The sequence below is a fragment of the Phycicoccus ginsengisoli genome (assembly GCF_054779295.1).
This window is the reverse complement of record NZ_BAAGYN010000012.1, coordinates 19296-32390: the sequence shown is the minus strand read 5'-3', so window position 1 is coordinate 32390 and position 13095 is coordinate 19296. Positions and strand designations below refer to the sequence as shown.

At 73.1% G+C, this 13095-nt stretch carries 10 protein-coding genes; 9 read left to right on the top strand and 1 reads right to left on the bottom strand.

Annotation, left to right across the window (positions count from 1 at the left end):
* Positions 1 to 84: 84 nt before the first annotated feature.
* From ACYVDO_RS17600 to aroQ, 5 genes are all read left to right on the top strand, one after another.
* Complete coding sequence (locus ACYVDO_RS17600; protein ID WP_460938292.1) at positions 85 to 567, top strand: (2Fe-2S)-binding protein; 483 nt, start codon at positions 85 to 87, stop codon at positions 565 to 567.
* Entirely contained in the window at positions 564 to 3065 is a 2502-nt protein-coding gene (locus ACYVDO_RS17595; protein WP_460938290.1) for a xanthine dehydrogenase family protein molybdopterin-binding subunit, read from the top strand. The genes ACYVDO_RS17600 and ACYVDO_RS17595 overlap by 4 nt, the downstream gene beginning before the upstream one ends.
* A complete protein-coding gene (locus ACYVDO_RS17590) occupies positions 3062 to 3916 on the top strand; it encodes an FAD binding domain-containing protein (protein ID WP_460938288.1) in 855 nt (284 codons plus the stop codon). Before ACYVDO_RS17595 ends, ACYVDO_RS17590 begins: the two co-directional genes overlap by 4 nt.
* A gap of 4 nt (positions 3917 to 3920) precedes the next feature.
* A complete protein-coding gene (locus tag ACYVDO_RS17585) occupies positions 3921 to 4694 on the top strand; it encodes an SRPBCC family protein (protein WP_460938286.1) in 774 nt (257 codons plus the stop codon).
* A gap of 268 nt (positions 4695 to 4962) precedes the next feature.
* Positions 4963 to 5412 carry a type II 3-dehydroquinate dehydratase gene (gene aroQ / locus ACYVDO_RS17580; protein WP_460938284.1) on the top strand — a complete coding sequence of 150 codons (450 nt, stop codon included), beginning with the start codon at positions 4963 to 4965 and terminating at the stop codon, positions 5410 to 5412.
* Positions 5413 to 5424: 12 nt separating this feature from the next.
* On the opposite strand, the gene ACYVDO_RS17575 is transcribed toward aroQ, so the two are convergent.
* Entirely contained in the window at positions 5425 to 6975 is a 1551-nt protein-coding gene (locus ACYVDO_RS17575; RefSeq protein WP_460938282.1) for a PucR family transcriptional regulator, read from the bottom strand.
* Between the two features lie 190 nt (positions 6976 to 7165).
* Here ACYVDO_RS17575 and ACYVDO_RS17570 point away from each other — a divergent pair, with 190 nt between their 5' ends.
* From ACYVDO_RS17570 to ACYVDO_RS17555, 4 genes are read left to right on the top strand one after another with little or no spacing between them, the layout of a single operon-like run.
* On the top strand, positions 7166 to 8668 hold the full coding sequence (locus ACYVDO_RS17570; protein ID WP_460938280.1) for an APC family permease: 1503 nt from the start codon (positions 7166 to 7168) through the stop codon (positions 8666 to 8668).
* Positions 8669 to 8679: 11 nt separating this feature from the next.
* A complete protein-coding gene (locus ACYVDO_RS17565; RefSeq protein WP_460938278.1) occupies positions 8680 to 10155 on the top strand; it encodes a gamma-aminobutyraldehyde dehydrogenase in 1476 nt (491 codons plus the stop codon).
* 3 nt (positions 10156 to 10158) lie between these two features.
* Positions 10159 to 11541: a 4-aminobutyrate--2-oxoglutarate transaminase gene (gabT, locus tag ACYVDO_RS17560; protein WP_460938276.1), complete on the top strand. Its 1383-nt coding sequence runs from the start codon at positions 10159 to 10161 to the stop codon at positions 11539 to 11541.
* Entirely contained in the window at positions 11538 to 13082 is a 1545-nt protein-coding gene (locus tag ACYVDO_RS17555) for an aldehyde dehydrogenase family protein (protein ID WP_460938274.1), read from the top strand. Before gabT ends, ACYVDO_RS17555 begins: the two co-directional genes overlap by 4 nt.
* Positions 13083 to 13095 lie beyond the last annotated feature (13 nt).

Below are 13095 nucleotides of genomic sequence, written 5' to 3'. Positions count from 1 at the left end.
CGGCCCGCTCGGGTGAGGATCCGAGGAGCCGGGGTCGTGCAGGGCGCACCCGCGCAGCGTTTTCGAACACAGAGAGGTGATCGAATGACCCGCATCAACGTGACGGTCGACGGCGTCGACTACTCCGACGAGGTGGAGCCGCGAATGCTCCTCGTCCACTACCTCCGAGAGACGCTCGGCAAGACCGGCACGGTCGTGGGCTGCGACACCAGCAACTGCGGCGCCTGCACCGTCCACCTCGACGGCCACAGCGTGAAGTCGTGCAACGTCCTGGCCGTCCAGGCCGACGGGCACGAGGTCACCACGATCGAGGGCATCTCCAGCGGGGGCGAGCTGCACCCGGTGCAGAAGGCCTTCCACGAGTGCCACGCCCTCCAGTGCGGCTACTGCACCCCGGGCATGATCATGCAGGCCATCGACGTCCTGAACGACAACCCCAACCCCTCCGAGGAGGAGATCCGGGTGGGCCTCGAGGGCAACCTGTGCCGGTGCACGGGGTACCACAACATCGTCAAGGCCGTGCAGCAGGCGGCCGGCGAGGGTGCGACCGCAGGGGCGCAGTCGTGACCGCCGTCCACGACCGCCCGGACACTGCCACGGGCGAGGTGGGCAGGGCCCGCCTGCGCAAGGAGGACCAGCGCCTCATCACCGGTCGCACCCGCTGGACCGACAACATCGTGCTGCCGGGGATGCTCCACCTGGCGATGGTGCGCAGCCCCTTCGCGCACGCCACCATCGGCGCGATCGACACCTCGGCGGCCAAGGCCGCGCCCGGGGTCGTGGCCGTCATCACCGGCGCCGACATCGCCGACATCCAGGGCGTCAACGCCAACGCGTGGCCGATCACCACCGACCAGAAGACGCCGACGCACCTGCCGATGGCGATCGAGCGGGTGGCCTGCGCCGGGGAGATCGTCGCCGCGGTCGTGGCGCGCACCGCCGCGCAGGCCCGTGACGCGGCCGAGCTGGTCGACGTCGACTACGACGAGCTGCCTGCGGTGCTCGACATGAAGCAGGCCCTCACGGACGAGGTGCTCGCCCACCCCGACCTCGGCACCAACAAGTCGGCCTTCTGGCGCCTGGACTCCGCGGAGGCGGGGACCGGCGCGGACGTCGACGAGGCCATCGAGAAGGCGCGCACGGACGGGATCGTGATCGAGCGCGAGTTCCGCCAGCAGCGACTCATCCCGGCCTTCATGGAACCGCGGTCCACCGTGGTCGACCCGACCGGGGAGCAGGTCACCATGTGGTCGGCCACCCAGGTCCCGCACATCCTGCGCTTCCTCATCGCCGCCACCACGGGGCTGTCGGAGGCCAAGATCCGGGTCATCGCCCCGGACGTGGGTGGTGGCTTCGGCGGCAAGCTGCAGACCACTCCCGAGGAGTTCGTCACGCTCGCCGCCGCCCGGCGCCTGGGCAAGCCGGTGAAGTACACCGAGACCCGCTCGGAGTCGCTGGTCTCGGGCCACCACGGGCGCGACCAGTGGCAGAAGCTGACCCTCTCGGCCACCAAGGACGGCACGGTCACCGGCTTCAAGGTGGAGCTGCTCGCCGACCTGGGCGCGTACGTCGCCATCGTCGGCGGCGGCGTCCCCGTCCTCGGCGCCTGGATGTTCAACTCCATCTACAAGTTCCCGGCCTACCGGTTCGAGGTGCAGACGCTGCTCACGAACAAGACGTGGGTCGACGCGTACCGCGGCGCCGGCCGGCCGGAGGCGACCTTCGGGGTGGAGCGGATGATGGACGAGCTCGCGGCCGAGCTCGGCGCGGACCCCCTGGAGGTCCGCGAGAAGAACTGGATCACCCACGAGGAGTTCCCCTTCACCACGGTCGCGGGCATGACCTACGACTCGGGGAACTACGAGGCGGCGACGGCCCGGGCCAGGGAGCTGTTCGACTACGACGCCCTGCGGCGCGAGCAGCAGGAGCGGCGCGACCGCAAGGACCCGGTCCAGCTCGGCATCGGGGTGTCCACCTTCACCGAGATGTGCGGGCTGGCGCCCTCCCGGGTGCTCGGCTCCCTCAACTACGGCGCCGGCGGGTGGGAGAGCGCCACCGTGCGGATGCTGCCCACGGGCAAGGTCGAGGTCATCACCGGCACCTCGCCGCACGGCCAGGGGCACGAGACGGCGTGGAGCCAGATCGCGGCCGACCGGCTCGGGGTGCCCTTCGAGGACGTCGAGGTGCTGCACGGCGACACCCAGATCGCCCCTCGGGGCCTGGACACCTACGGCTCGCGCTCGCTGGTGGTCGGCGGGGAGGCCGTCGTCCGGGCCGCCGACAAGGTGGTCGAGCTCGCCAAGGTGGTGGCGGCGCACCTGCTCGAGGCCAGCGTCGACGACCTGGAGTTCTCGGGCGGCAGGTTCACCGTGCGGGGGACGGACAAGGGCATCGGGATCACCGAGGTCGCGACCGCCCAGTTCACCTCGCACAACCTGCCCGACGACTTCGAGTCGGGCATCGACGCCTCGGCGACCTTCGACCCGGACAACTTCTCGTTCCCGCACGGCACGCACCTGTGCGCGGTCGAGGTCGACACCGAGACCGGGCAGGTCCGGATGCGCAAGTACGTCTGCGTCGACGACGTCGGCCAGGTCGTCAACCCGCTCATCGTGGAGGGCCAGGTGCACGGTGGCCTCGTCCAGGGCATCGCGCAGGCCCTGTGGGAGGAGGCGGTGTTCGACGACAACGGCACCCTCGTCACGGGCTCGTTCGTCGACTACACGCTGCCCACCGCCGCCGACACGATCAGCTTCGTCACCGACAACACCACCTCGCCGTCCACGACCAACACGCTCGGCACCAAGGGGGTCGGCGAGGCCGGCACCATCGCCTCGACGCCGGCGGTGGTCAACGCGGTCGTCGACGCCCTCCGGCCGATGGGGGTGGACGACATCCAGATGCCGTGCACGCCCGAGCGGGTGTGGCGGGCGATCCGGTCGGCCGGTGGGGAGCAGGCGAGCGGCACCACGGCCGACGCCCAGCCGCACTTCGACGACGGGTCGCCGAACCAGGCGCCGGCTGACCCCAGTAGCAGCGCCTCGACGGAAGGAGCCGGCCAGTGATCCCCGCCCAGTTCGAGTACGTCGCCCCGACCTCGGTCGTCGACGCCCTCGCGGCGCTCGCCGAGGCCGGCGACGACGCCAAGGTCCTCGCCGGCGGCCAGAGCCTGCTGCCGATCCTGCGGATGCGGCTCAACGCGCCGGACAAGGTCATCGACCTCGGCCGGGTCGAGGAGCTGCGCGGCATCCGCGAGGATGGCGACACCATCGTCATCGGCGCCATGACGACGTATGCCGACCTGCTCGCCTCCGACCTCGTGCGCGAGCACGCGGGAGTGCTGCACGCGGCGGTGAAGGAGGTGGCCGACCCGCAGATCCGGCACCGCGGCACCGTGGGCGGTGCCCTCGTGCACGCCGACCCGGCAGGCGACGTCGGGGCCCCGGTCCTCGCGCTCGACGCCGAGCTGGTCGTCGCGGGCCGGGGCGGGGAGCGCACCGTCGGGGCGGGCGACTTCTTCCGCGACCTGTTCGAGACCGCGGTCGGGGAGGGGGAGCTGCTCACGGCGATCCGCGTCCCCAAGCACACGGGCTGGGGCAGCCGGTACGAGAAGTTCGTCCGGGTGGCGCACCAGTGGTCGATCGTCGCCGTGGCGGCGACGGTCCGGGTCGACGGCGGCAGCATCGCCGAGGCGCGGATCGGGCTGACCAACATGGGCTCCACCCCGCTGCGCGCCACCGCCGTCGAGCAGGCACTGGTGGGCAGGGCCGCCACCGAGGACGCCGTGCGCGAGGCGTGCGCCGCGGCGGCCGACGGCACCAACCCGCCGTCGGACCTCAACGGCGACGGCGACTACCGCCGACACCTCGCGACGGTGCTCACCCGCCGGGCCGTGCTCGCGGCAGCGGGGGCGTGAGCGCGTGGAGCTGACCCACACGTTCACCGTGCCGGCCTCGGTCGAGGAGACCTGGGCGACCTTCATGGACCTGCGGGCCGTCGGGGGCTGCTTCCCCGGCGCGACGATCACCGAGGTGACCGACGACGGCTTCTCCGGGACGGTCAAGGTCAAGCTCGGCCCGATCGCCCTGCAGTACGCCGGGGCCGGTTCGTTCGTGGAGCGCGACGACGACAACCACCGGGCGGTGATCGAGGCCAAGGGCAAGGACAAGCGCGGCAACGGCACCGCGGGGGCGACCGTCACGATCCAGCTGTCCGGCGCCGACGGGGGAGGGACGACCGCGAACGTCGTCACCGACCTCGCGGTGACGGGCAAGCCGGCGCAGTTCGGCCGTGGAGTCATGCAGGACGTGTCCGACAAGCTGCTCCAGCAGTTCGTCGCCTGCATCGAGGGACGCATCGGCGCCCCGGAGCCGGCGGAGGAGGCGGAGGAGGCCGCCCCCGGGCCCGCCCCGTCCATCGCCACGGTCGAGGAACAGGCCGCCGCGGCTCCGGCCACGCCGGCGCCCACGTCGGCGCCCCCGTCGGCGCCCTCGACGGCGCCCCCGTCGGCGGCCACCCCGGCATCCGCGCCCTCGAGGTCCGGACGGGCGGCGGCCCGGCAGCCGGCGCCTCAGGAGGCTCTCGACCTCGGCTCGACGGTCCTGCCGGTGCTCGTGAAGACCTACGCCAAGCCGGTGCTCGCGGTGGTCGGCGCGATCCTGGCGGTCCTGCTCATCCGGCGCGTCCTGCGCTGACTCCCCGCAACACGGCAGTTGCTGGCACGAAACGAGGGTTCGCAACCCCAGTCTCGTGTCAGCAACTGCCGTTTCGCGTGCAGGGGCCGGGACGTGACGCGGCGGAGCACCCCACACCGGAGCCGGTCACCGAACGGCTGATCCACCGGTCGACCGGACATGCCGAACTTGTGGCCTACCCTGAAGGGGCGACCGAGGCGTGCCACAGTGACCCGCACCAGCGAGTCCCGCACCCACGGCGCACCCCGCCAGCACAGGAGCCACGTCCATGAGCGAGCCGACCGTCGTCGTCCTCAACGGCCCCAACCTCAACCTGCTCGGCGAGCGCGAGCCGGAGGTCTACGGCCACGACACACTCGCCGACGTCGAGGCCCTGTGCCGCAAGGCGGCCAGCCTCGCCGGGCTGGCGGTCGACTTCCGGCAGAGCAACCACGAGGGCGTGCTGGTCGACGCGATCCACGAGCTGCGCCACCAGGCCGTCGGCTTCGTGGTCAACGCCGGCGCGTACACGCACACGTCGATCGCGCTGCGCGACGCGCTCGCGGCCGTCTCGGTCCCCGTCTTCGAGGTGCACCTCAGCAACGTGCACGCCCGCGAGGAGTTCCGGCACCACTCCTACCTCTCGGCCGTGTCCACCGGCGTCATCGTCGGGTGCGGCCCCAGCGGCTACGCGTACGCCATCGCCCGGATCAGCGAGCTCGCCCACCCCAAGCCCTGACGCCCGGCCCGGTCAGGGCCCCGCCTGTTCCTGCTCGTCGGTCGTGGCGAGGGCCAGGTAGAGCACGACCCGGTGGTGCGCGACGTCGAGGCTGAGCCCGGTGAGCTGCTCGACCCTGGTCATCCGGTTGCGCAAGGTGTGCCGGTGCACTCCCAGGGCGCGCGCGGCCGTCTCCCACGAGCCGTTGTGCTCGAGGAACACCCGCAGCGAGCGCACCAGGTCGCCCTCGGCGGTCCTGCCGTCCGCGGTGAGCGGAGCGAGCGCGGCGCGGGTGAGCGCGCGCAGGCGGCCGCGCACCGCGGGGTCGGCGAGCACCGCGCCGAGCGCCATCCGGTCGTACCAGCCCACGGGCGCCCGTTCCTGCCGCGCCGACCGGCCGGCCTCCCGCGCCTGCACCAGGGCGTCGGCCGCCAGGGCCGGCGGCACCGGCCCGCTGACGCCGACGGCCGAGGCGTGCTCCCCGAGGTCGGCGAGCACCCGACGCAGGACCGTGAGGAGCTCCTCGGTGTCGCCGGCGCCCACCAGGACGACCACGGTGCCGTCGTTCCGCACGAGCGCGTGCGGCGCTGCGAGTGCCGCGAGCCGTGCCTGCAGCAGCGCGCCGACCTCGTCCTCCCGTCGGGTCGGCACCACGACGACCCGGACCTCGGCGCGGTCCGTGAAGCCCAGGTGCCGCAGCAGCCGCACCAGCCGGTCCTCCGCCGGGGCGTGCTCGAGCAGCAGGCGGAGCACCGTCGCCCCCACGGACTCGCGGGCCTCCTCGATGGCCCGGGGCTGGTCGAGCTGCAACGTCGCCACGGCCACCGCGTGGTTCACCATGAGCCGTTCGTCGGCCGACGGTGGCGGGTCCGCGGCGACGGCGAGCCAGCCGCGTTGAGCGGTGCGGCCGACCAGGGCGTGGAGGTCGACGGTCCCCGCCGGGACCTCCACCCGGTGCATGCCGGTGGCGGTCCGACGGGACGGGGCCGACCGCAGCGACGCCGCCAGCGAGTCGGCGAGCGAGTCGGCCAGTGGACGCGCGTGGTGGGAGGCCGCCAGCACCTGGCCGTGCTCCTCGAGCAGTGCGACCGGTCGGTCCAGCTCACCCGCGAGGACCCCCACCAGCCCACCCGCCCCCTCCCTGAGCGCGCGGCGGGTCAGCGCCTGCTGGAAGCCCACGACCCGGTGCAGCGCCTGCTGCTGGTCCTCGGCCAGGCGGTGGGCCACCGCCTGCGAGACGGCGATGAAGGGCGTCGGCAGTGGCACCTCGAGCAGCGGCAGGCCGACCTCCTCGCACCGGTGGCGCACCCCGGCCGGGATGGCGGTGAAGCGCACCCCCACCCCGAAGGCCAGGGCCGCGATCCCCACGGCGCGGAGCCGTTCGACGTACGCCGCCTGCTCGGCCTGCGTGCGCGGCAGTCGCAGGCCGGTGGTGAGCACGAGCTCGCCCCCCGCGAGCCAGGGGCTGGGGTCCTGCAGCTCGATGGCGTGCGCCCAGCCGACCTCCACCCCGTCGACGGAGCCGCAGACGAGCCGGAGAGCGAGCTCCTCCTGCGCGAGCAGCCAACCGAGCTGGACCGGCATACGAGTCCTCTCGAGGGCATCGACTCGGTGAGCGTCGACCGGTCTGCCGACGTCATCATGGGCATGGACGAGAAGTACAGCATAGAGCCATCAGGATGGACGAAGTGTCGATGTACCGCCGAGGTGCCGGTTCCTAGCCTTGCCGGGTCGGCTCGCCGCGTCGGCGACCGCTCACCGAAAGGACCGGCCCATGACCGTGGAGCACACCGCCGTGCATCACGACGACGAGGACGCGCACCTCGCCTCGCTCGGCTACACCTCCGACTACAAGCGCGACATGAGCCTGTGGGGCAACTTCTCCCTGGGCTTCACCTACCTGTCGCCGGTGGTCGGGGTGTACTCCCTGTTCGCCTTCGCCCTCGCCACGGGCGGCCCACCGATGATCTGGGCCGTCGTGCTCGCCGCCGTGGGGCAGCTGCTGGTGGCCCTGGTCTTCGGCGAGGTGGTCTCGCAGTTCCCCGTCTCCGGCGGGATCTACCCGTGGGCGCGGCGGCTGTGGGGCAGGCGTTGGGCGTGGATGGCGGGGTGGGTCTACATGATCGCCCTCGTCGTCACCATCGCCAGCGTCTCCTACGGTGCGGGCCCGTTCGTGGCGATGGTGCTCGGCATCGAGCCGTCGACGAACGTCACGATCCTGTGTGCGCTCGCCCTCATCGCCATCGTGACGGTGCTCAACTTCGGTGGCACCGGGCTGCTCGCCAGGGTCGCCTTCTTCGGCTTCGCCGCCGAGCTCGCCGGGGCCCTCGTCGTCGGGGGCTGGCTGCTGCTCACCGAGCGGCACCACGGCCTCGGCGTCCTCTTCGACACCCACGACGTTGCCAGCAGCGGCTCCTACCTGCCGGCCTTCCTCGCCGCGGCCCTCATCGGCGTCTACCTCTACTACGGCTTCGAGGCCTGCGGTGACGTCGCCGAGGAGGTGAAGAACCCGCGGGTGCAGATCCCCAAGTCCATGCGGATGACGATCTACGTCGGCTGCTTCGCCTCGTTCTTCATCACGCTGGCGCTGGTGCTGGCGGTGCCCGACTTCGCCGCGGTCATCTCGGGCAAGGACGCCGACCCCGTGACCACCGTGCTGCAGGACGCGTTCGGCACCGTCGGGTTCCGGCTCGTCCTGGCGGTCGTGCTGATCTCGTTCTTCTCCTGCGCGCTGAGCCTGCAGGCTGCCGCCAGCCGCCTCATCTACGCCTACGCCCGCGACCACATGATGCCGGCCAGCCACCTGCTGTCGCGCTTCTCCGGCCGCCGGGCCGTGCCGCCCTACGCCCTGCTGCTCGCGGCTGCGGTGCCGGCCGTCATCATCATCGGGTCGAAGGCCTCGGCCGACGCACTCACCAAGATCGTGTCCTTCGCGGCCCTGGGGATCTACCTCGGCTTCATGATGGTCGTCCTCGCCGCCCTGCGCGCCCGCGTCAAGGGCTGGGTGCCCTCGGGCAAGTTCACCCTCGGTCGCTGGGGCCTGCCCGTCACCGTCGCCGCATTCACCTACCAGGTGCTCGCCGCGGTCAACATGGCGTGGCCACGCACCCCCGACGTGCCCTGGTACGACAACTGGATCGTCGTCCTCTCGGCCCTCGTGGTCGTCGGCGTCGGGCTGGTCTACATGACCATCGCCAAGCCCTACCTGCGCAAGGACACCCCGCATGGCGACGCCGTCCGCCAGGCCGACACCGCCCGCCAGCCCGACCACGTCTGAGGAGACCACCCGTGTCGAACACGACCCCGTCGCAGGCCAGCACGGCCACCGTGACGACCCTGCACAACGTCGTCGGCGGCGAGCCCGTCGCACCCGCCCACGACCGGTGGACCGACGTCACCGACCCCTCCACCGGGGAGGTCTACGCCCGCGCGCCGCTGTCCGGTGAGGAGGACGTCGACCGCGCGTATGCCGCCGCGGAGCGCGCCTTCGAGGGCTGGCGCGACACCACGCCCTCGGAGCGCCAGCAGGCGCTGCTGCGCATCGCCGACGCGGTCGAGGCCCGGGCCGACGAGCTGGTCGAGGCCGAGAGCCGCAACACGGGCAAGCTCGTGCCGCTGACGCACTCGGAGGAGATCCCGCCGATGGTCGACCAGCTGCGCTTCTTCGCGGGCGCTGCCCGCGTGCTCGAGGGCCGCTCGGCCGGTGAGTACCTGAAGGGCCACACCTCGTGGATCCGCCGCGAGCCGGTGGGTGTCGTCGGACAGGTCGCGCCGTGGAACTACCCGATGATGATGGCGGTCTGGAAGCTCGCCCCCGCCATCGCCGCAGGCAACACCGTCGTGCTCAAGCCCAGCGACACCACCCCGGTCTCGACGCTGATGCTGGCCGAGATCGCCGCCGAGCACCTGCCGCCGGGCGTGCTCAACGTCGTCACCGGTGACCGGACGACGGGGAGCCTCGTCGTCGGCCACCGGGCGCCGGCCATGGTCTCGATCACCGGTTCCGTGCGGGCCGGGATGCAGGTCGCCGAGAGCGCGAGCCGTGACCTCAAGCGGGTCCACCTCGAGCTCGGGGGCAAGGCACCGGTGATCGTGTTCGACGACGCCGACCTCCGGGCGGCCGCCGAGGGCATCGCGGTGGCCGGCTACTTCAACGCCGGCCAGGACTGCACCGCGGCCACCCGCATCCTCGTGCACCGGAAGGTGCACGACGAGTTCGTCGCCCTGCTGGCCGAGCAGGCGAGGACCACCACCACGTCCTACGCGAACGGCCGCCACGACGAGGACGCCCTGGTGCCACCGGTCAACAACGCCCACCAGCTCGAGCGGGTGCTCGGCTTCCTCGCCGAGGTGCCGTCCCACGCTGACGTCGCGGCCGGCGGTGCCCGGCAGGGCGACCGCGGCTTCTACGTCGAGCCCACGGTCGTCACCGGCCTGCGCCAGGACGACGCGCTGGTGCAGCAGGAGGTCTTCGGCCCGGTGATCACCGTGCAGTCGTTCGACGACGAGCAGGACGCGCTCGCCAAGGCCAACGGGGTGCAGTACGCCCTGGCCTCGTCGGTGTGGACCTCGGACTTCGGCCGGGCGATGCGCCTGTCGCGGGCGCTGGACTTCGGGTGCGTCTGGATCAACACCCACATCCCGCTCGTGGCCGAGATGCCGCACGGAGGTTTCAAGCACTCCGGCTACGGCAAGGACCTCTCGCTCTACGGCCTGGAGGACTACACCCGTGTCAAGCACGTCATGGCGAACATCGAGGCCTGAGCGATGACCGACACCCTCACCTCCCTGCCCGGCCCCGGCGAGACGACCCGCTCCGGCGAGGTCGCCCAACGGCGGCTGCTCCAGACCCCCGTGCCCGGCCCCCGGTCCACCGAGCTGCACGCCGCTCGGGGGCACGAGGTCGCCCGTGGCTTCGGCACCACCCTGCCCGTGTTCGTGGAGCGGGCCGAGGGCGCGATCCTGGTCGACGTCGACGGCAACCAGCTCATCGACCTCGCCTCCGGCATCGCGGTCACCAGCGTCGGCGCCTCGCACCCCCGGGTGGCCGCTGCGGTGGCCGAGCAGGCGGCCCGGTTCACGCACACCTGCTTCATGGTCACCGAGTACGAGGGCTTCGTCGACGTCGCTCGCGCGCTCAACCGGCTGACCCCCGGCGACCACGAGAAGCGCACGGCGCTCTACACGACCGGTGCCGAGGCCGTCGAGAACGCCGTCAAGATCGCGCGGGCAGCGACCGGCCGCCCGGCCGTGGTGGTGCTCGACCACGCGTACCACGGGCGCACCCTCATGACGATGTCGATGACGGCCAAGCACGTGCCCTACAAGGCGGGGTTCGGCCCGTTCGCCCCCGAGGTCTACCGGGCGCCCTCGGCCTACCCCTACCGCTGGCCCGGTGGTCCGGAGCGCTGCGCCGAGGAGGCCCTGGCCCGGCTCGAGGAGCTGGTGCTCACCCAGATCGGGGCCGAGAACGTCGCCGCGATCGTGGCCGAGCCGGTGCAGGGCGAGGGCGGCTTCATCGTGCCGGCGCCCGGCTTCCTGCCCGGGGTGGCGCGGTTCGCCCGCAAGCACGGGATCGTCTTCGTGGCCGACGAGATCCAGACCGGGTTCGGCCGCACCGGAGCGATGTTCGCCTCCGAGCACGAGGGTCTGGTGCCCGACCTCGTCACCTCCGCCAAGGCCCTTGGCGCCGGCATGCCGCTGTCGGCGGTCACCGGCCGGGCCGAGCTCATGGACGCCGTCGACCCCGGAGGCCTCGGCGGCACGTACGCAGGGAACCCGGTGGCCTGCGCTGCCGCGCTGGCCGCCATCGCGGTCATCGAGGAGGAGGGCCTGGTCGAGCGGGCCCGGGCCATCGAGGCCCGGGCGCTGCCCCGGCTGCAGCGGCTCGCCGACGAGTCACCGGCCGTCGGAGAGGCCCGCGGGCGCGGCGCCATGCTGGCGCTGGAGCTCGTGCGCCCGGGCACGACCGACCCCGACCCGGCCGCGGCCCGCGCCGTGGCGGCCCACTGCCACGCCGAGGGAGTCCTGCTGCTGGTCTGCGGCACCTTCGGCAACGTCATCCGGTTGCTGCCGCCCCTGGTCATCGAGGCGGAGCTGCTCGACGACGCCCTCGAGGTGCTCGAGCGCGGAGTGCGGGACCTGGCATGAGTCCGGACACCGCACCGGTGGTCAGTGCCGACGTCAGCCATGACCCCCGCACGGGGAAGGCGCTGGGCCAGGTGTCCGGCACCGCGGCCGACGAGGTCGAGGCGGCGCTGGCTCGGGCGGCGGATGCCGCACCCACCCTGGCCGCGACCGGTCCCGGCGAGCGCGCGGGCTGGCTGCGCACGCTCGCCGACGCGCTGGAGGCCCCTGACACGGCGGCGCGACTGGTGGCGCTCGCCGACCGGGAGACCGCGCTCGGCGAGCCGCGGCTCACGGGGGAGGTGGCCCGCGTGGCCGCGCAGCTGCGCTTCTACGCCGACGTGGCGCAGGAGGGGTCGTGGCTGGAGGCCACGATCGACCACGCCACGGCCACCACGCCGTGGCTGGGGCGACTGCAACAGCCGCTCGGCCCGGTCGCGGTCTTCGGTGCCAGCAACTTCCCGTTCGCCTTCGGCGTCCTCGGCAACGACACGGCCTCGGCGCTCGCCGCCGGCTGCCCCGTCGTCGCCAAGGCCCACCCGGCCCATCCGCTGCTCTCGGAGGAGCTCGGCAGGCTGGCGACCGAGGCGCTGGCTGAGGTGGGCGCCCCACCGGGTGCCTTCGGGCTGGTGGCCGGCTTCACCGCCGGCACCAGCCTGGTGACCTCCCGGCACATCGCCGCCGTCGCCTTCACCGGCTCGCAGCAGGGCGGCCTGGCCCTCTGGCGGCTGGCCAACGAGCGCGACGTGGTCATCCCGGTCTTCGCCGAGATGGGCACGGTCAACCCGGTGGTGCTGACGGCCGCCGGCGCGGCCCGCGTGGACGAGGTGGCCGGCGGCTTCGTCGGCTCCTTCACGTTGGGCAGCGGCCAGTTCTGCACCAAGCCCGGCCTGCTGCTCGTCCCCGCCGGCTCGCGCGCGGCGGAAGCCGTGGGTCGGGCCCTGGAGGCCGCGGCACCCCGGGGCTGGCTGCTCACCGACGGCATCGCTCGTGCGGCAGCGACCGGCGTGGAGGAGCTGGTGGCGGCGGGAGCCCGGGTCGTGGCGCAGGTGCCGATGGCCGACGGGGGCTGGGCCGCACCCGCCACGGTCCTGTCCGTGCCGGCCGCCGCCCTCGTGCGGGGGAGTCGCCTGCTCGAGGAGTGCTTCGGGCCCGTGGCCGTGGTCGCGGAGTACGCCGACGAGCACGAGCTGCGTGCGGTCGTCGGCCAGCTGCAGGGCGCCCTCGCCGCGAGCGTCATGACGGCCGGGCCCGGCAACGACGACGGCGACGGCGACCCCGACCTCCCTGCCGCCGTGGCGCTGCTGGCTCCGCTGGTCGGCCGGGTCGCCGTCGACGACTGGCCGACCGGCGTGGCGTGGACCTGGGCACAGCAGCACGGTGGGCCGTGGCCCGCCACGAGCGTCCCCGGGGCGACCTCGGTCGGGGCGGCGGCGCTCGACCGCTTCACCCGGCCGGTGGCCTACCAGTCGGTGCCGGACGCCGCGCTGCCGCCGGCCCTGCGGGCCGACAACCCGTGGCACCTGCCGCGCCGGGTCGACGGCCGGCTCCAGGTGCCCTCATGACCGCCCCGTTCCA